The sequence below is a fragment of the Ensifer sp. SSB1 genome (assembly GCF_016652895.1).
In the GTDB taxonomy this organism is placed as follows: Bacteria; Pseudomonadota; Alphaproteobacteria; order Rhizobiales; family Rhizobiaceae; genus Ensifer.
This window is the reverse complement of the sequence record NZ_JAEPRP010000154.1, coordinates 1-17,784: the sequence shown is the minus strand read 5'-3', so window position 1 is coordinate 17,784 and position 17,784 is coordinate 1. Positions and strand designations below refer to the sequence as shown.

At 64.0% G+C, this 17,784-nt stretch carries 18 protein-coding genes; 12 read left to right on the top strand and 6 right to left on the bottom strand.

Features of this window, described 5'->3' with window-relative positions; genetic code table 11:
• A partial coding sequence (locus I8N66_RS28770) for a LysR substrate-binding domain-containing protein (RefSeq protein WP_291161293.1) occupies nucleotides 1–662 on the top strand: 662 nt, incomplete at its 5' end.
• On the opposite strand, the gene I8N66_RS28765 is transcribed toward I8N66_RS28770, so the two are convergent.
• The 6 genes from I8N66_RS28765 to I8N66_RS28740 form a co-directional block, all read right to left on the bottom strand.
• On the bottom strand, nucleotides 655–1,533 hold the full coding sequence (locus I8N66_RS28765) for a sugar phosphate isomerase/epimerase (RefSeq protein WP_291161290.1): 879 nt from the start codon (nucleotides 1,531–1,533) through the stop codon (nucleotides 655–657). The two genes, I8N66_RS28770 and I8N66_RS28765, sit on opposite strands and share 8 nt — an antisense overlap.
• Complete coding sequence (locus I8N66_RS28760) at nucleotides 1,533–2,738, bottom strand: FAD-dependent oxidoreductase (protein WP_291161287.1); 1,206 nt, start codon at nucleotides 2,736–2,738, stop codon at nucleotides 1,533–1,535. The genes I8N66_RS28765 and I8N66_RS28760 overlap by 1 nt, the downstream gene beginning before the upstream one ends.
• A gap of 223 nt (nucleotides 2,739–2,961) precedes the next feature.
• Entirely contained in the window at nucleotides 2,962–3,906 is a 945-nt protein-coding gene (locus I8N66_RS28755; RefSeq protein ID WP_291161284.1) for a substrate-binding domain-containing protein, read from the bottom strand.
• An 80-nt stretch (nucleotides 3,907–3,986) separates the two neighbouring features.
• Nucleotides 3,987–4,310, bottom strand: coding sequence for a MocE family 2Fe-2S type ferredoxin (locus I8N66_RS28750; protein ID WP_291161281.1), 324 nt, complete (start codon nucleotides 4,308–4,310; stop codon nucleotides 3,987–3,989).
• A complete protein-coding gene (locus tag I8N66_RS28745; RefSeq protein ID WP_291161278.1) occupies nucleotides 4,307–5,341 on the bottom strand; it encodes a sterol desaturase family protein in 1,035 nt (344 codons plus the stop codon). Before I8N66_RS28745 ends, I8N66_RS28750 begins: the two co-directional genes overlap by 4 nt.
• A 147-nt stretch (nucleotides 5,342–5,488) precedes the next feature.
• Nucleotides 5,489–6,490, bottom strand: a complete 1,002-nt coding sequence (locus I8N66_RS28740; protein ID WP_291161275.1) for a LacI family DNA-binding transcriptional regulator — start codon at nucleotides 6,488–6,490, stop codon at nucleotides 5,489–5,491.
• A gap of 143 nt (nucleotides 6,491–6,633) precedes the next feature.
• On the opposite strand from I8N66_RS28740, the gene I8N66_RS28735 reads away from it, so the two are divergent.
• The 11 genes from I8N66_RS28735 (at nucleotide 6,634) to I8N66_RS28685 (ending at nucleotide 17,641) form a co-directional block, all read left to right on the top strand.
• Entirely contained in the window at nucleotides 6,634–7,359 is a 726-nt protein-coding gene (locus I8N66_RS28735) for a glutathione S-transferase (RefSeq protein ID WP_291161272.1), read from the top strand.
• Nucleotides 7,360–7,593: 234 nt separating this feature from the next.
• Complete coding sequence (locus tag I8N66_RS28730) at nucleotides 7,594–8,277, top strand: GntR family transcriptional regulator (RefSeq protein ID WP_291161269.1); 684 nt, start codon at nucleotides 7,594–7,596, stop codon at nucleotides 8,275–8,277.
• On the top strand, nucleotides 8,274–9,719 hold the full coding sequence (locus I8N66_RS28725) for an aldehyde dehydrogenase family protein (protein WP_291161266.1): 1,446 nt from the start codon (nucleotides 8,274–8,276) through the stop codon (nucleotides 9,717–9,719). Before I8N66_RS28730 ends, I8N66_RS28725 begins: the two co-directional genes overlap by 4 nt.
• A gap of 84 nt (nucleotides 9,720–9,803) precedes the next feature.
• A complete protein-coding gene (locus I8N66_RS28720) occupies nucleotides 9,804–10,550 on the top strand; it encodes a glucose 1-dehydrogenase (RefSeq protein ID WP_291161263.1) in 747 nt (248 codons plus the stop codon).
• Nucleotides 10,551–10,606: 56 nt separating this feature from the next.
• The gene (locus tag I8N66_RS28715) at nucleotides 10,607–12,082 is read left to right on the top strand and encodes an ABC transporter substrate-binding protein (RefSeq protein ID WP_291161261.1); all 1,476 of its coding nucleotides are present in this window, start codon (nucleotides 10,607–10,609) and stop codon (nucleotides 12,080–12,082) included.
• Nucleotides 12,083–12,223: 141 nt separating this feature from the next.
• Entirely contained in the window at nucleotides 12,224–13,174 is a 951-nt protein-coding gene (locus I8N66_RS28710; protein ID WP_113540775.1) for an ABC transporter permease, read from the top strand.
• Complete coding sequence (locus tag I8N66_RS28705) at nucleotides 13,174–14,034, top strand: ABC transporter permease (protein WP_291161257.1); 861 nt, start codon at nucleotides 13,174–13,176, stop codon at nucleotides 14,032–14,034. The genes I8N66_RS28710 and I8N66_RS28705 overlap by 1 nt, the downstream gene beginning before the upstream one ends.
• Nucleotides 14,031–15,047 carry an ABC transporter ATP-binding protein gene (locus tag I8N66_RS28700; protein ID WP_291161254.1) on the top strand — a complete coding sequence of 339 codons (1,017 nt, stop codon included), beginning with the start codon at nucleotides 14,031–14,033 and terminating at the stop codon, nucleotides 15,045–15,047. Before I8N66_RS28705 ends, I8N66_RS28700 begins: the two co-directional genes overlap by 4 nt.
• Nucleotides 15,044–16,018: an oligopeptide/dipeptide ABC transporter ATP-binding protein gene (locus tag I8N66_RS28695; protein ID WP_291161251.1), complete on the top strand. Its 975-nt coding sequence runs from the start codon at nucleotides 15,044–15,046 to the stop codon at nucleotides 16,016–16,018. The genes I8N66_RS28700 and I8N66_RS28695 overlap by 4 nt, the downstream gene beginning before the upstream one ends.
• A gap of 10 nt (nucleotides 16,019–16,028) precedes the next feature.
• Nucleotides 16,029–17,417, top strand: a complete 1,389-nt coding sequence (locus I8N66_RS28690) for an amidase (protein ID WP_291161248.1) — start codon at nucleotides 16,029–16,031, stop codon at nucleotides 17,415–17,417.
• On the top strand, nucleotides 17,399–17,641 hold the full coding sequence (locus I8N66_RS28685; protein ID WP_113540770.1) for a hypothetical protein: 243 nt from the start codon (nucleotides 17,399–17,401) through the stop codon (nucleotides 17,639–17,641). The genes I8N66_RS28690 and I8N66_RS28685 overlap by 19 nt, the downstream gene beginning before the upstream one ends.
• The last annotated feature ends 143 nt before the right edge of the window (nucleotides 17,642–17,784 follow it).

Below are 17,784 nucleotides of genomic sequence, written 5' to 3'. Positions count from 1 at the left end.
CGATCGGCTTCGTGGCCTCAACCCTTTATGGCGGGCTGCCGACGCTGGTGCGCAAGCTCAGGCAGAACGCGCCAGAACTCGACATCCGCTTGCTGGAGATGGTGTCGGTGCAGCAGATCGCGGCGCTGAAGGAGGGCCGGATCGATGTCGGTTTCGGCCGGCTGCATCACAACGATCCCAACGTCGCCGGCATCCTCATGCGGGAAGAGCGCCTTGCCTTGGCGATACCGCAGGGCACGCCGTTTGCCGAGGATACGTCTCCCCTGCCGTTAAGCGCGATTGCCGGGCAAAAGCTGATCGTCTACCCGAAGGAACCGCGCCCGAGCTATGCCGACCACGTGCTGAGCCTGCTTCACGCTGAGGATGTGCGCCCCGCCGAGGTGCATGAGGTGCGCGAAATCCAGAGTGCGCTTGGCCTCGTCGCCTCGGATGCCGGACTTTGCATTGTCCCCTCCTCGGCGCGTCAGGTCCGCTCCGACCTGCACTATCGCATGATCGAGGGTGAGCGGGCGACCTCGCCCGTTATCCTCAACCACCGGATCGGCGACAATTCGCGCTACATCGAGCTGATCAAAGCGCTGATCGTGGAGATGTATGCGGAAAACCCGCCGTGGCTCGGCCTCGAGCACAATCTGCCATTCCGGCCGTCCTTCGTTAAATGACGGGCTCAGGCGTCCTCAAATCTCGTGCTTCTCTCGGCGAGACTGAACTCTCGGCCCAGATCTCGCGGACCATCTCGCGTAGCAAGAGCGCCTCGGCCCATCGGTCGGTCGAGTCGTTGCCGTCCCTGTCGGTGATGGCATAGGGCCTTGGGCCAAGCTCGCAGGTCATGACCAGCTCGGCATCTTCAGCGGCACGGGAGCGCCAGTTCCGGAAGCCGTAGCCCCACCACTCGCGGAAGAGATCGACCCAGGGTCGATGGTGTGGAAAGGAAAGCTCGATCTGAATCTGCTGGCACGAGCCGATGCGCCCGTGGAATGCCTTGGCGTTGTTAAGAACGCGCCGGATCTGGGCGTGGCTCTCGTCTTCGACCGGGAAAGCGAACTCCCGACCGACGAGATAGTGCGAGAGATCGGCCAAGAGCGGCAGCTCGGGCCGCCGGTCGAGCAGGTCGAGCGTGAAAAGGAGATCGCTGGTGATGCGGTGACGATGGGTTTCGATATAGACGGGAACGCCCGTCTCCTCGGCAAGCCGCGTCCACCCGTCGAGAAGCGGCAGGCAATCCTCGACCCGGCGCGGACGAATGTCGGCTTGCAGGTCGATGTGGCTTACCGGGAACTCCGAGGCCAATTCCAGTGTCAGGCGCAGATCCTCGACGCTCCGAGGAAAACAGACGCCCTCGATCTTAAGCCCGGCGCCGCGGATCACGGCATTGAGATGCTCGACATCGCGCCGATTGGTATAGTGCGCGCTGATGCCATCGAACCCCGCCTCGACGATCATTGCGATGTTCTCTTCAAGACTGCGCTCGATGCCGTCGGCATGCCGGCGCTCCATCGCCCAGAGCGACTGAAAGACAAGCAGTGTCTGCATCAGGCCGCCCGCGCGCTTTTCAGCAGCGCCTTGAGGTTCACGCTGGCATCGGCGAGCGCTTCCGGGTCCGGGCTGATACCGGCGGCAATCAGCATTTCCGCGAGCTTGATATCCTTGGCGAGACCGTTGCCGAGACCAAGGCCTGCAGCCGCGACGAGACGCCCGCCATCCAGGTAGAATTCGAGTTCGCCGCCGTCGAGCTGGCGCGTCACGCTTTGATGGTCCGGATGCGGCAGGCCTGCCACCTGCAGGCCGAGGTCATATTGATCGGTCCAGAACCAGGGGATGGCGGCGAAGGCATTCTTGTCGCCGGCCATGTTGCGAGCCGCTACCTCCGCCTGGTTGCGCGCATTGCGCCAGCTTTCGAAGCGCACATGTCCGCCCCTCGGCTGGGCCACGGCGGCGCAATCACCTGATGCAAAGATGTTCGGGTCGCTGGTGCGCAGATAGCCATCCGTCAGGATGCCGTTACCAACGGCAAGCCCTGCCGCCTCGGCGAGTGCTGTATCCGGCTGAACGCCGATTGCGGCAACGACGATATCAGCCGGCACCGCGGCGCCATCGGCAAGAACAACCGCATCTTCGGTGATTTCGGCGATGCCCTGTCCGAGATGGAAGGCGACGCCTTCGTCCAGATGCCGGGCGTGGAGCCTCGCAGCAAAGCGCGGCGGAACGGCGCGGCCGAGCGGCTTCGGCGCCATTTCGACGACGCTGACAGCGGTGCCCTTGCCGCGCAGCACCGCCGCGAGTTCCATGCCGATGAGCCCACCGCCGATGATCGCAACGTGCCTGCCCGCTTCGGCACGGGCGAAGATCGCCGCCGCGTCCGGGTAGGTGCGGAAATCGAGCGCGCGCTCGGCTCCTGGGCAAGTGAGCCGTCTCGGCCGGGCGCCGGTGGCGAGCAGCAGCTTGTCATAGGTGAGCGTCCGGCCATCGCTCAAGGTAACGGAGCGGTCATCGGCGTCCAGTCGAGATGCAGAAACACCCTGGCGGTAATCGATGCCGGCGGCCTCCAGTGCCTCAGCGCCGCAGATCGGCTTCATCTGTACCGCGCCATTGAGCGGCTTCGACAGCGGCGGCCGCTCATAGGGTAGATGCGGTTCGGTGCCGACCAGCGTGACGCTGCCGGCAAAGCCCGATTCCCTGAGCGCAAAGGCCGCGCGCGTGCCAGACTCCCCGGCGCCGATGATGACCATGCCGTCCATGACGTGCTCCATTGATCAAAATTGGAGTGGATGCGGGCGGAAACCGCACGCACTTTTCCTCGTCCCGCGTAGAAAAAAGGTGGCCGGCGCAGGCAGGAGAAATGCGCCGGCCCACAGCGCCGCGCGTCCTATCAGACGCATAGAGGTCGCTGTAGAACTTTGAATTCCTGCATGTTTTTGTCCCTTGATCGGCTCCGATTAAAGGAAACATGCAGCAGGCGGATCAGTTGCGGGTGGTGTAGTCGGCCATGTTCTTGGGCGTGACGAGCTCGAAGGGAACCATCACTTCCCGTTCGACCGGCTTGCCGCGTGCCAACGCAACGGCGGCATCGAGCGCGCTTGCCGACTGGCCCTTGGCGTTCTGGAACACCGTCGCATCAAGATCGCCGGCCGCCATGGCGGCGAGACCATCCTGGGTCGCGTCGATGCCGACGACGATCACGTCATCCATCGACACACCTGCGGCTTTCAGCGCCTGGATGGCGCCGATCGCCATTTCGTCGTTGTTGGCGAAGACCACATCGATCGGGCGACCGGCAGTGATCCAGTTGGTGGTGAGGTCCATCGCGTTGGTGCGCGTCCAGGCGGCCGATTGCTCGTCGGCAATGACAGCACCCTTGCAGTCGCCGGCAGCCAGCGTCTCCTTGAACGACGTGGTCCGGTCACGCGAGGCCTGGTGGGCGAGGTCGCCCATCAGGATATAGACCTGCGCATCACTGGCCTTGCCCTTTTCCTTCAGCAGCGAACAGGCGGCTTCGGCGCCCAGCTTGCCGGAGTCGGTTTCGCGACTGCCGACATAGGCCTGCTTTTGCGGCAGGCTGGCGACATTATCGGGCTGGAGGTTGAGATAGACGAGCGGGATGCCGGCCTTCTCAGCCGCCTCGCTGATGCCCGGAGCCGCCGAGGTATCAGCGAGCGTCGTGATGATCGCATCGACACCAGACGCGATGAAGTTGTTGACCTGGTTGAGCTGCTTGGAGATGTCGGTCTGAGCGTCCTCGATCTGGACACTGACACCGCCTGTCTCCGATGCCCTCGCGTTGATGCCTTCGCGCAGCAGGGTCTGGAAGTTGTTGTCGAAGCTCTGCATCGAGACGCCGATCGTCTCCGCCGAGGCAGCACTTCCCATCAAGGCGGCAAGCGCTGCCGCCAGGTACATGGATTTCATGATTTCCTCCCGAGGGTGCCGGATCACCCGATCGCATTCCGGAGGCCCGATGGGCCTGATCAATGCTTGCTTGGGCGGCCCTAGCCGAGCGCCACGCGAACCTCGCCGTCGACGATTTCGGCGGGATAGGTCTTCAGGTTTTCGCAGGCCGGAAGCCTGATGGCTTCACCGGTGCGGTAGTCGAAGGCGCCGGAATGCTTGGGACATTCGACCTCGTAGTCCATGACGAGGCCGTCGGCGAGATGGATCGCCTCGTGGGTGCAGAGGCCGGCGGTGCAATAGACGCTGTCGTCCGGGCCGCGGTAGACGGCGTAGGTGCGACCGGCATGGTCGAAGCGGATCGCGCCTTCCTGTTCGATGTCCTCCAGTTTGCAGGCTGGTACCCAGATCGATAGATCGCTCATTGTGCTGCCTCCCCGATGGTGTTGCGTGCCTTGCGGGCTGCGAGTTTCTCTTTGCGTTTGCGGTAACGTTCCTGCATTCGGGCCTCGCCATCGGCCGAACCGTCGTGCCAGGTGCCGAACCAGCGATCGAGCGGGATCAGGGCGTCGCCGTAATTCACCTCGAAATACTTGTGGTGCAGGTAATGCGCATAGGCGTGGCTATCGACGAGGGTCTCTTCACCGAGCTCGACCTTGTCGAAGCCGACGTGGCCGGGAATGGCGCCGAAGCCCGCATAGTGAAGCTGGTAGAGCATCAGGATCGGGTTGGACGGCAGGATCAGGTGATAGAAGGCGGTTCCGAAGTAGAGCAGGTGTTCGACCGGATGCATCGACAGTGACGACCACGGCGACGGGTTCACCGAATTATGGTGGACCGAGTGCACCCACTTGTAGAGGAGCGGCGTGTGGATGAGCCGGTGGATGCAGAAGAAGTGGAACTCGTGGATAACAGGCACGACGAGCGCGACCAGAGCGAGTGTCCACGGATTTTCCGCGAAAGTCAGCCACGGCGCATAGCCATTGGCATAGGCGAAGAGCATACCGACCTCGACGGCGGTCCAGATGGTCACGCCCGAAAGGAACGTGCGCAGGATATTGTCAAGGTTCTGGCTTTCGAACCAGAAGGCCTTGCTCTTCTGCTCGGCCGGGAACTTGCCATTGTACTTGAAGCGGTTTTCCTGCCGCTTCAGCACATAGAGATGCAGTTCGAAGGCGCCGTAGAACAGGAAGACGCAGACCGCGTTCACCACGTAAAGCCAGGCGATCCAGCCAATACCGAGCGTCTGCATCGTCTCGACCGGTGGGATCACCCAGGCCCAATAGGCCACGGCGGAAGCCGCGAAGATCGCATTCCACGGAAAGAAATAGTGCGGCAGCCACTTTACGAGCGCCAGCAGCCTGGGCGGAAAAGCAAACAGCGGTGCCGTCTCGATCGGCTGGTTCGGTGCCCAGTCGCCGCGCTTGTTGCGCGTCCCGTATTTTAAGTCGTCCATGGCGCTCTCCTCCCGGCGGACCGCGTGCGTTCCGCCCAAATCCTTTGAAGGAGGTTGCTTCGGGTCCGTCGGATCCGCGTTCTCCTTCTTGACAAAAATCTAGCAGGAGGCGCTCTGAACCGCGAAACCTTGTTTGATCAAATCAGATCAAAGGCTCTCGGCCGTGATGGTGATGAAGCGAATGGGAGCCGTGTCCGGCTCCATCTCGGAAAGCCCGATCCGGCGCAGCATCAGGTCAAGCGAGCGGCGGGCCTGCGCCTCGGGTGCCTGGTCAAGCACGACGTCGATGATGCCGTCGGCGAGCGCCTTGCGCGTATAGTCGGTCAGTTCGTGGCCGACGAAGAAGATCTCCTTGCCGCGCGGATGCCGGCGAAGCACATCGATCAGGGCGGCGTTGGCGCCGCCGGCGTTATAGAGCCCGGCCATATCCGGGTACATATCCAGCGCGGACCGCAACGCTTCGGCGCTGTAGTGCTCCTCGTCGCGGGTGAAGCCCAGCCATTCGAACCGGCGCTCGCCCGGGTGTTGATGGAAATAGGCCGAAAAGCCGCTGAGACGATCGCGGTGGACCTGATAGATCGGATGGCAGAGCGCGACGACCGGACCGGGCCTTTGCGCCATGCGGGCGATGAAGAGGGCTGCCGTTCGTCCGGCCGCATGGTTGTCGATGCCGACGAATTCGCCCTGCTTCTCGGAGGCCCGCGTCACGACGTGGATGACCGGCACGCCGCGCGCGACGACGGCTTCGACCGCCGCGCTGATCAGTGGGCTGTTGGGCACGGCGAGGATCAGGCCGGCACGCGGCACCTCGGTCGAAAGGATTCGCCGCGCAATCTCGTCCGGTTTCATCTCCTCGGTGAAGCTGCGCTGCACGACGACAAGCGGATCGAGCGTCTCGGCGATCCTTTCGAACGCCTTGGAAAGCCGGCGATAGAAGGTCGTTTCGGGGCGGACCATCAGCACGTCGATGCGCAGCAGCCCACGATGCGTATCGGGCAGCGTGCGCGGATAATTCAGCGTGCGCGCGGCAACCACCACCTTCTCGACCAGGTCCGGACGAACGCCGCCGCGCCCGTTGAGCACCCGCTCGACCGTGGCCGTTCCCACACCGGCGAGCGCGGCGATGTCGCGATAGTTCGGCTTGCTCACCCTGGCATCCCCTGCTTGATCCCAGATGCATAGCATGGGTCCGGTCCCGCCCGACAGAGTGCGGCGCGCAACGGCGATCCGGCCCTCGCCGTGAGCCTTCGCGAGCCTATATCCATCGGATATCGAACCGGATCGAGGCTTCCATGACCTATGAGTTGTACTATTGGGACGGCATTCAGGGCCGCGGAGAGTTCGTGCGCCTCGCGCTCGAAGCTGCCGGGGCCGACTATGTCGACGTCACGCGCGAACCGGGCCGCGGCACCGGTGAGATGATGAGGCTGATGGAGAGCGCCACCGAAGCGCACATCCCCTTCGCGCCGCCGTTCCTGAGGGATGGCGCCCAGGTCGTCTCGCACGTGGCGAACATTCTCTTCTACCTCGGCCCCAGACTCCGCCTCGCGCCTGACGATGAGGCGCTTCGCTGGTTCGCCAACGGCCTGCAGCTCACCATCACCGATTTCGTCGCCGAAGTGCATGACACCCACCATCCGATCGCGACCTCGAAATATTACGAAGACCAGAAGCAAGAGGCCAAGGCTCGCGCAGCCGAATTCGTCACCAACCGCATCCCCAAGTTTCTCGGCTATTTCGAGCGCGTTCTCGCGCAAAACCCTGATGGCACCGGCCACGCCGTCGGCAATGGCCTGACCTATGTCGACCTCTCGCTGTTCCAGGTGATCGAAGGATTGCGCTACGCCTTCGCCAAGGCAATGCGGCACTACGAGGGACGTTACCCGAACCTCATGAAGCTGCACGCCTCGGTGAAATCGAGGCCGAGACTCGCCGCCTATCTCGCTTCGCCGCGGCGGCTGGCCTTCAACGAGGACGGTATCTTTCGCCGCTATCCCGAGCTCGACATTAAGCCCTGAAACGGGCTCGAACTGTTCATCAGCGAGCGTCTCAAGTTCGGCGGGGCTTCGCGTTCAGCCAAGGGAATGTTGATCGCCTGGCAGATGGTCCAGCGCAAACGCGTCGCCCGGACAAAAAGGCCGGGAGACGTAGCGCTATCCCTGTTTCGGTCCGCTATCGCGTTTAGCCGCTCACTCCCCGATTGACACCGTCTGTATCCTGGATACAATTTGCATCGATCTTGGGAGGGATCCATGAACCAATCCTTCGAATGGCGAAGCCAATCGCGCCTTCTCGACGAAGTGGCACAGGCACTTCGCGAACGCATCTATGCTGGTGTCTATGCGCCCGGCGCGACGCTCCGCCAGGAGAAGATCGCTGCCGAGTTCGGCATCAGCCGCACGCCGCTGCGCGAGGCCCTGCGCGTGCTGGAGCGCGACGGGCTGGTCGTCAACAAGCCGGGCAGCGGTGTCAGGGTCGCAACCGCTGACCTGCCGAAACTGCTGGACGCCTATGCGGTGCGTGAGGCGATGGACGGGGTGGCTGCCCGCAACGCCGCGGAACGCGCAACCACCGCCGAAATCAAGGACCTGGCGAAACAGGTCGAGCGCCAGCGCAAGATCGTCGAAAACTGGGATCCGGGTGCTTACACCCAATCCAATGTCGTCTTTCACGAGGCGATCGTTGCCGCCTCGCGCAATGCGTCGCTGGCGCCACTCGGACCGCTGCTGCGCATGACCTCGCAGGTGTTTGCGCCGGCCTTTTCGCTGTCCAGCGAGCGGGCGAGCACGGCCGTCGCCGAACACGGGCTGATCGTTGAGGCGATCGCCGCACGGAACCTTGATGAAGCCGAGAAGCTGGCGCGCGCCCACATCAACGCGACGGCCATGAGATTGAAGGCGCTGCTTGAAGAGCGCGGGACTGACAAAGAGGCATGACTGTGAAGAGCTACGGCAATTTCATCGCGAACAAGTGGCAGGACGCAACGAACGGCGAGTTCATTGCCGTGCGGGACCCATCCAACGGCCAGGAATTCGCGCGCATCGCTAAGGGCACCCGGGACGATATCGATCTCGCCGTGCGCTCGGCACGAGCAGCACTCGCAGGTGAATGGGGACGCCTGACGCCGACCGAGCGCGGTCGGGTGCTGACCCGGATTTCGGCGGGCGTGCTGCGCAACATCGACCTTCTGACGGAGCTCGAGGCGCGCGATGTCGGCAAGCCGCTGACGCAGGCGCGCGCCGACGTCGTGGCGCTCGCCCGCTACCTAGAATTCTACGGCGGCGCCGCCGACAAGGTGCATGGCGACACCATCCCCTATCAGAACGGCTTCACCGTGCTGACCGTCTACGAGCCGCATGGCGTCACGGGCCACATCATCCCCTGGAACTACCCGATGCAGATCCTCGGCCGCAGCCTCGGTGCGGCCCTTGCCATGGGCAACGCGGCCGTCGTCAAGCCGGCCGAAGAGGCTTGCCTGACGATCCTCGAATTCGCCCGCATCGCCGAAGAAGAAGGCCTGCCGTCGGGTGCCCTCAACATCGTCACCGGCTTCGGCTCGGAGGCAGGGGCGGCCCTTTCCGAACATCCCGACGTCAACCACATCTCGTTCACCGGTTCGGTCCGCACCGGCGAAATGGTGCAGACGGCAGCGGCAAAGAACGCCGTGCCGGTGACGCTGGAACTCGGCGGCAAGTCCGCACAGATCGTCTTTGCCGATGCGGATCTCGACCGCGCGGTCCCCTTCCTCGTCAATGCCGGCATCCAGAATGCCGGCCAGACCTGCTCGGCCTCATCGCGCATCCTGGTCGAACGCGCCGTCTACGAAGAGGTGGTGGCGCGGATGAGCGAGCGATACCGCGCGCTGAAGGTCGGTCCGGCCGGTAGCGATCTCTCGGTCGGCCCGGTCGTCTCGCAGCGGCAGAAGGCGATCGTCGAGGGCTTCCTCGCAGACGCGGCCAAGGATGGCCTGAAGGTCGCGGCGCAGGGCGAGATCGTCGCCGACGCGCCCACCGAGGGCGCCTATGTCGCCCCCACCCTTTTGCGCGACGTGCCGCATGAACACCGCACGGTGCAGGAAGAGATCTTCGGCCCGGTGCAGGTGATCATGCCGTTCGACGGTGAAGAGGAGGCGATCCGGCTTGCCAACGGCACCGACTATGGCCTCGTCTGCGGCGTCTGGACCAATGACGGCGGCCGACAGCTGCGCATGGCGCGCGCCGTCCATGCCGGCCAGGTCTTCATCAACAATTACGGCGCCGGCGGCGGCGTCGAGCTGCCCTTTGGCGGCGTCAAGAAATCCGGCCATGGCCGCGAGAAGGGTTTCGAGGCCCTCTACGGCTTTGCCAGCATGAAAACCATCTCTGTCTACCACGGCTAGAGCGGGATGAGGAAAAGTGTGTGCGGTTTTCCGCCCGCATCCCGCTCTAACCCATGATCCAAGTCTCCTCGGGAGGAACTACACGTGTCACTAGAAGGTAAGGTCGCTCTCATCACCGGCGCAGGCTCCGGCTTCGGCGAGGGCATTGCGAAGCGGTTCGTCGAAGGCGGCGCCAAGGTCATCGTCGTCGACCGCGATGCAGCAGGCGCCGAGCGCGTCGCCAAGGAACTCGGCAAGAACGCGTTTCCCGTGGTTGCCGATATCGCCAAGGAGACGGATGTCGCGGCTGCCGTTGCCGCAGGCCTCAAACAGTTCGGCCGCGTCGATATCCTGATCAACAATGCCGGCATTGGCCACAAGCCGCAAAACGCCGAACTGGTCGAACCGGACGAGTTCGACCGCATCCTCGGCGTCAATGTGCGCGGCGTCTATCTGATGACGCGGGCGCTGCTGCCGCACATGAAGGAAAACAAGTCCGGCGTCATCGTCAACATCGCTTCGACCGGCGCCAACCGGCCGCGTCCGAACCTTGCCTGGTACAACGCGACCAAGGGCTGGGTCGTCTCGGCCACCAAGGCGCTGGCGATCGAACTCGCGCCCTTCAACATCCGCGTCGTCGCGCTCAATCCGGTTGCCGGCGAAACGCCGCTGCTTTCGACGTTCATGGGCGAGGATACCGAGGAAATTCGCAAGAAGTTCCGCGATTCCATTCCACTCGGACGCCTGTTGAAGCCCGAGGATCTCGCCGAGGCCGCCTTCTTCGTCGCCTCGCCACAGGCGTCGATGATCACCGGCGTGGCGCTCGATGTCGACGGCGGACGCTCGATCTGATTGCTTCGATCCGATTTCTGGGACCATAAACAACGAAACCGCAAAGCGGGGGAACCATGATGAACTTGACGAAACTGGCGCTTGCCTCGTGCTTCATCGCCGCGTCGCTGACGCCGGCAATGGCCAAGGATACGATCACCGTCGGCCAGGTGCTCGAGCCGCCGGGCCTCGACCCGACCGCGGGTGCCGCAGCACCGATCCGCTACATCACCTACGGCAACCTCTTCGAAGGTCTCGTCCGCGTGGTCGAAGACGGCACGGTGAAGCCGCTGCTCGCCGAAAGCTGGACGGTCTCCGACGACCAGAAGACCTACAGCTTCAAGCTTCGCCAGGGCGTCAAGTTCCACGACGGCACGGCTTTCGACTGCTCGGTGGTCAAATTCTCCTATGAGCGCGCCGTCTCGGCCGATTCCACCAACGCCCAGAAGGGCCTGTTCGAACCGATCGAAAAGACCGAATGCCCGGATCCTGCGACCGCGGTGGTGACGCTGAAGCGCCCGGCCTCCAACTTCCTGTTCAACATGGCCTGGGGCGACGCGGTGATGATCGCGCCGTCGTCGGCCGCAGACAACAAGACCAAGCCCGTCGGCACCGGTCCGTTCAGGTTCAAGGAATGGGCGAAGGGCGACAAGGTGGTGCTTGAAAAGAACGCCGACTATTGGGGCGAACCGGCCAAGCTCAGCGAAGTGACGTTCAAGTTCATCAGCGACCCGTCGGCTGCCGCCGCCGCCGTTCTCGCCGGCAATGTCGATGCCTTTCCGATGTTCCAGGCCGCAGAACTGGTCAGCCAGTTCCAGAGCGACCCGAACCTGCAGGTCGAGGTCGGCAGCACCTCGGGCAAGGTGGTGCTCGCGCTCAACAATGCGAAGAAGCCCTTCGACGACGTGCGCGTCCGCCAGGCGCTCGCCCATGCGATCGACCGCAAGGCGCTGGTCGAAGGCACTTACTCCGGCTTCGGCACGACGATCGGCTCGCACTATTCTCCGGTCGAGCCCGGTTATGTCGATCTCAACGAAACCTACCCGTATGACCCGGGCAAGGCGCAGCAACTGCTGCAGGAAGCGGGCGTTCAGAACCTCGAAATCACCATCATGCTGCCGCCGCCGGCCTATGCCCGCCGTGGCGGCGAGATCATCGCGGCCATGCTCAGCGAAGTCGGCATCAAGGTGAACCTCGTTCCGATCGAGTTCGCACAATGGCTGGACCAGGTCTTCAAGAACTCGAACTTCGACGCGACGATCATCGCCCATGCCGAAGCCCGCGACCTCGATATCTATGCCCGCGACAAGTATTACTTCAACTACCAGAACCCGGAATACAAGGCGCTCTACAAGTCCTACACGCTTGCCTCGACCGAGGCCGAGCAGATGGACCTGATCGGCCAGCTCCAGCGCAAGCTGGCAGCGGACGAACCGAACGTCTTCCTCTACGCGCTGCCGAAGATCGGCGTCTGGAACAAGAAGGTGAAAGGCCTCTGGAAGAACATGCCGGTGCCGGCCGACGACCAGACCCAGACCTATTGGGAAAACTGATCGACTTTCATTGAGCGGGATGCGGCCGGAAAACCGCACCCCGCTCTGGCATCCGCTCCTTCGCTGAGGGAGTGGACGCAGATCTGCAGTTGATCGCCGCACCCGGCACCGATCAACGCTTGCTCATTCCGGGAGGTTGATGTGATTTCCTTCATTGGCGGTCGCCTCGTGTCGCTCTTGCTGACGACACTGGTCGCCTCAGTCATCGTCTTTCTGCTGATGCAGGTGCTGCCCGGCGACCCGGCCGTGCTGATGCTCGGCATGAATGCCGACGCAGATGCGATCGCGGCGCTGCACCGGCAGCTCGGCCTCGATCAACCGATCTGGATCCGCTACCTCCACTGGATCGGCGGCTTCGTCGTCGGTGATTTCGGCATGAGCCTCACCTATTCCGTGCCGATCCGCGAGCTGCTTGGGCCCCGCATCCTCGTGACGCTGCCGTTGGCGCTGCTCTCGATGGCGATCTCGGTCGTGGTCGCCATCGCCATCGGCGTCTATGCCGCCGCCAACCGTGGCAAGGCCGGCGACACCGTCGTCATGGGCATCGCCCAGGTCGGCGTCGCCATCCCGAATTTCTGGCTTGCTCTGCTCTTCATCCTGCTCTTCGCCCTGAAGCTCGCCTGGTTCCCGGCTTCCGGCTTTGCCGGCTGGGAAGGCGGCATCTGGAACGGCCTCCATTCGCTCATTCTCCCGGCGCTCGCGCTTGGCCTGCCGCTTGCCGCCATTCTCGGCCGCGTCACCCGCTCGGCCGTCATCGAAACGCTCGGCGAAGATTTCATCCGCACCGCCCGCGCCAAGGGGCTCAGCCGTTCTGGAGCACTCTGGAAGCACGCGGTGCCGAATGCCCTCATTCCGGTCGTCACCATCATCGGCCTGCAGTTTTCCTTCCTGCTTGCCGGCACGATCATCATCGAAAACGTCTTCAACCTACCGGGTATCGGCCGCCTCGTCTTCCAGGCGATCGCCCAGCGCGACCTGGTGACGGTGCAGACGCTCGTGACGCTGCTTGCGGCCTCGGTCATCACCATCAATTTCCTCGTCGATCTGGTCTACGGCTATCTGGATCCGCGCCTGTCGAGGGGAGGCCACTGATGTCCACTCCCGCAGCCGCCGCGCAACCCAGCCTCTTCTCCAAGCTCATCGGCAGCCGAAACCTGACGATCGGCGCCACCGTTACCGTCATCCTCGTGGCGATGGCGCTCGTCTCCTATGTCTGGACACCCTATTCGCCGACGGCGATGAACTTCCGCGACAAGCTGCAGGGGCCGAGCCTTGCCCATTGGTTCGGCACCGATAATTTCGGCCGCGACATCCTGTCGATGATCATGGTCGGCGCCCGCAACTCCATCAGCGTCTCGATCGTCGCGGTGCTGGTCGGCGCCGGTATCGGCGTGCCGCTCGGCGCCTGGGCGGCCGCCCGCGGTGGCTGGGTCGATGGTCTCGTCATGCGCATGAGCGACCTTGCCTTCGCCTTTCCGGCACTTTTGACCGCCGTCATCATCACCGCGATCTTCGGCCCCGGTGCGACCAATGCGATGATCGCAATCGGCATCTTCAACATCCCCGTCTTTGCCCGCGTCACCCGCGGCGCCTCGATGGGTCTGTGGAAACGCGAATATGTGCAGGCCGCGCGCTGCGCCGGCCGCGGCGACGTCGCAATCACGTTTCTGCACATCCTGCCCAACATCAACCACGTGCTGCTCGTCCAGGTGACGATCCAGTTCGCCTTGGCGATCGTCGCCGAAGCCGGCCTTTCCTATGTCGGCCTCGGTACCCAGCCGCCGATGCCGAGCTGGGGCAAGATGCTGAATGACGCCCAGACCTTCATCTATCAGGCGCCGTGGCTCGCGATCTTCCCGGGACTGGCGATCACCTTCGCCGTGCTCGGCCTCAACCTGCTGGGCGACGGCCTGCGCGACATTCTCGACCCGCGCGTGAGGCGGCAAAGATGACGAAACCCTTGCTTCAGATGGCCGGCATGTCGGTCGAACTCGCGGCCGGCAAGAACACGGTTGATATCGTCTGCGACATCGACCTCGAGCTCAATCGCGGCGAACGCCTCGGCATCGTCGGCGAATCCGGCAGCGGCAAGTCAATGACCGCCCTTGCCGTCATGGGCCTGCTTCCGCAGCGCATGCGGGTGCGGGGCGAACTTTCCTTCGACGGCCGCAATCTCGCGGGCTTGGGCGAAGCCGACTATTGCGGCTATCGCGGCCGGCGCATGGCGATGATCTTCCAGGAGCCGATGACCGCGCTCAATCCGGTCAAGTCGATCGGCGCGCAGATCGCCGAGGGTCGGCGGCTGCACCTCGGAGAAACGAAAGCCGATGCCGAGAAGAAGGCGCGCGCGCTGCTCGACCGCGTCGGCCTACCGGCGCCGCGCTTCGATCTGGACCTCTATCCACACCAGCTCTCCGGCGGTCAACGCCAGCGCGTGATGATTGCCATGGCGATCGCCTGCGAGCCGGACCTGCTGATCGCCGACGAGCCGACGACCGCGCTCGACGTGACCGTGCAGGCGCAGATCCTCGACCTGCTCGACGAACTCATCGAAGACACCGGCACGGCGCTGATGCTGATCACCCACGATCTCGGCGTGGTCTCGGAGATGACCGACCGGATCGCGGTCATGTATGCCGGGCGGATCATCGAAACCGGGCGCACCGACGATGTCTTTGCCCGCATGGCGCATCCCTATGCACGCGGCCTTTTCGCCGCGTCGCCGCATGGCGCAGCATTCGCCCCGCGACATTCAGGCGAAGGGCGGCCAAGGCTGAACGCCATTCCCGGCATCGTGCCTGACCCGTTCGGACGGCCACTGCATTGCTCCTTTGCCGACCGCTGCTCCTATGCCCAACCGGACTGTCGCCTGGCGATCCCGGCGTTGGACCTGATCAATACCGATGAAAATGTCGAGCATCGTGCCGCCTGCTTTCATCCGCGCGAAAGGATGGTGGCATCGTGAACGAGGTGATCCTCAAGACCACTGATCTGGTGCGCGAATACGACCTGCCGCGCCCGTCGATATTCTCGAAGCAGAGCCGTCTGCGCGTGCTGCACGGCGTCAGCGTCGAACTCGCCGCTGGCCAGAGCCTCGGCATCGTCGGCGAAAGCGGCTCCGGCAAATCGACCCTGGCCCGCGCCGTGATGGGGCTGGAACGACCGCAGTCGGGCCAGGTCTCGATTGCCGGCAAGGATATCTATGCGCTCGATCGCGCCGGGCTGCGCGAGGCGCGCAAGGGCTTTCAGGCGATCTTCCAGGATCCCTACGGTTCGCTCGATCCGCGCCATACGGTCAGGACGATCATCTCTGAGCCGATCGTTTCGCTGGAGCGCGGCACGGGGACCACAGAGCGCAACCGCCGCATCGCCGAGGTGCTGGAGGCGGTCGGCCTACCCTTGGCATCGGCCGAGAAATATCCGCACGAGTTCTCCGGCGGCCAGCGCCAGCGCATCGCCATCGCCCGTGCGTTGATCACAAGGCCGGCGCTGATCGTCGCCGATGAACCGGTGTCTGCTCTCGACGTCTCGATCCAGGCGCAGGTGCTGAACCTGATGATGGACCTGCAGGAAAAGCTCGGCCTTTCCTACCTCTTCATCAGCCACGATCTTGGTGTGGTGCGCGCTATCACCGATAGGGTCGCGGTCATGCATCTCGGCCGTATCGTCGAGGAAGGGCCGACATCAGAGGTCTTCGACAGCCCGCGCCATCCTTACACCCAGGCGCTGGTCGCTGCCGTGCCCAAGCCGTTTTCCGGGCGCCGCAAGCGCGTGCGCTCCGAGGGGCCACCGCAAACGCCCGTCCATACCGCAACAACCGCAGCCGGCTGCGCCTATGCCGCCGTCTGTCCCGTGAGGCAGGAGATCTGTCTGACCCGAACGCCTGAGGCCAAGCCGGTGACGCCGGCCTGGTCCGCCCGCTGCCATTTTGCCTAGGAAGTGCCCCATGTCCGAACTCGCCGATCTCTCCGCCGTCGATCTTGTCGACGCCTACCGCTCGAAGAAGCTTTCCCCCGTCGAGGTCACCGAAGCCGTCATTGCCCGCATCGACGCTTCCGAACCGAAACTGAACGCGCTCTGGGCCTATGATCCGACTGAAGCCCGCAAGGCCGCCAAGGCATCGGAGGAACGCTGGGCAAAGGGCGAGCCACTGGGGGCGATCGACGGCGTGCCGGTAACGATCAAGGAAAACATCGCGACCAAGGGCACGGCCGTGCCGCTCGGCTGCGCCGCCGTGTCGCTGACGCCGGCTGCCGCCGACGCGCCGCCGGCGGCCCGCACGCGTGAGGCGGGGGGCATTCTGCTCGCCAAGACCACCATGCCGGACTACGGTATGCTCTCTTCCGGCCTTTCCAGCTTCCACAAGCTCGCCCGCAACCCGTGGGACCTCTCGGCCAATCCGGGCGGATCGAGCGCCGGCGCGGGTGCGGCCGCCGCGGCCGGTTATGGGCCTTTGCACATCGGCACGGATATCGGCGGCTCCGTCCGCCTGCCGGCCGGCTGGTGCGGCATCGTCGGGCTGAAGCCTTCGGCCGGCCGCGTTCCGATCAACCCGCCGTTCATCGGCCGCGTCGCCGGCCCGATGACCCGGACGGTCGCCGACACGGCGCTTTACATGTCGGTGCTGTCGCAGCCGGACGCCCGGGACACGATGTCCCTGCCCTATGCCGATATTCCCTGGCTCGATCTCGATCGTGATCTGAAAGGTCTGAAGATCGGCCTCTGGCTCGACGCCGGCTTTGGCCAGTCGGTCACGGAGGAAACGGAGCAGGCGGTCAAGAAGGCGGCCCAGCTCTTTGCCGACGCCGGCGCGACCATCGAACCGATCGGCCCGTTCCTGACGCGCGAGATGATCGACGGCCTCGACCGCTTCTGGCGGGCACGCGGCTGGGAAGACGTGTCGCGCCTTTCGCCGGAAAAGCAGGCGCAGATCCTGCCCTACATCTTCGACTGGATCAAAACCGCCGAGGACTTTAACGGCCGTGAGGTCTATACCGGCTTCGCCCAGATCGAGGCGATGCGCAACGCGCTGCATGCAGCACTTTCCGGCTATGACTTCATCCTCTCGCCGACCGCGCCGACGGCCTCCTATCCGGCCGAATGGGCCTCGCCGGTCAACGACCCGCAGAAGCCGTTCGAGCACATCGCCTTCACCGTCGCCGTCAACATGGGCGGCCAGCCGGCAATCTCGCTCAACTGCGGCTATACCGCAGGCGGCCTGCCAATCGGCCTGCAGATCATCGGCCAGCAGTTCGACGATATCGGCGTGCTTCGCCTCGCGCGCGCCTTCGAGATCATGCGTCCGGAGCAGCGCCCATGGCCGAAGGTCGCATGATGAGCGACACGATGCGCTACACCATCGAGAGCGGTGATCTCGAAAACATCGTTTCCCGCCTGCTCGATATTGTTCGCCGGCTCGGCGTCAGCGTCTCGAAACTCGCGATCGAGGTGGAGGGCGGCAAGGCCAGCCTCGAAATCGCCGTGACTTCGGCCTCGCAGGCTGTCGCCAATACGCTGCGTGAGCGCATCGGGCAGATCGAAGGCGCGAAGGCAGCCTAGCCCGCATCAACATCAACGCGGCCCTGCCGCTTTACACAGACTGGAAACCACAGGAGTGCCGACAATGGCCCGCAAACTTTTCATCCTCCCCGGCGACGGCATCGGCCCGGAAGCCATGGCGGAAGTCCGCAAAATCATCGCCT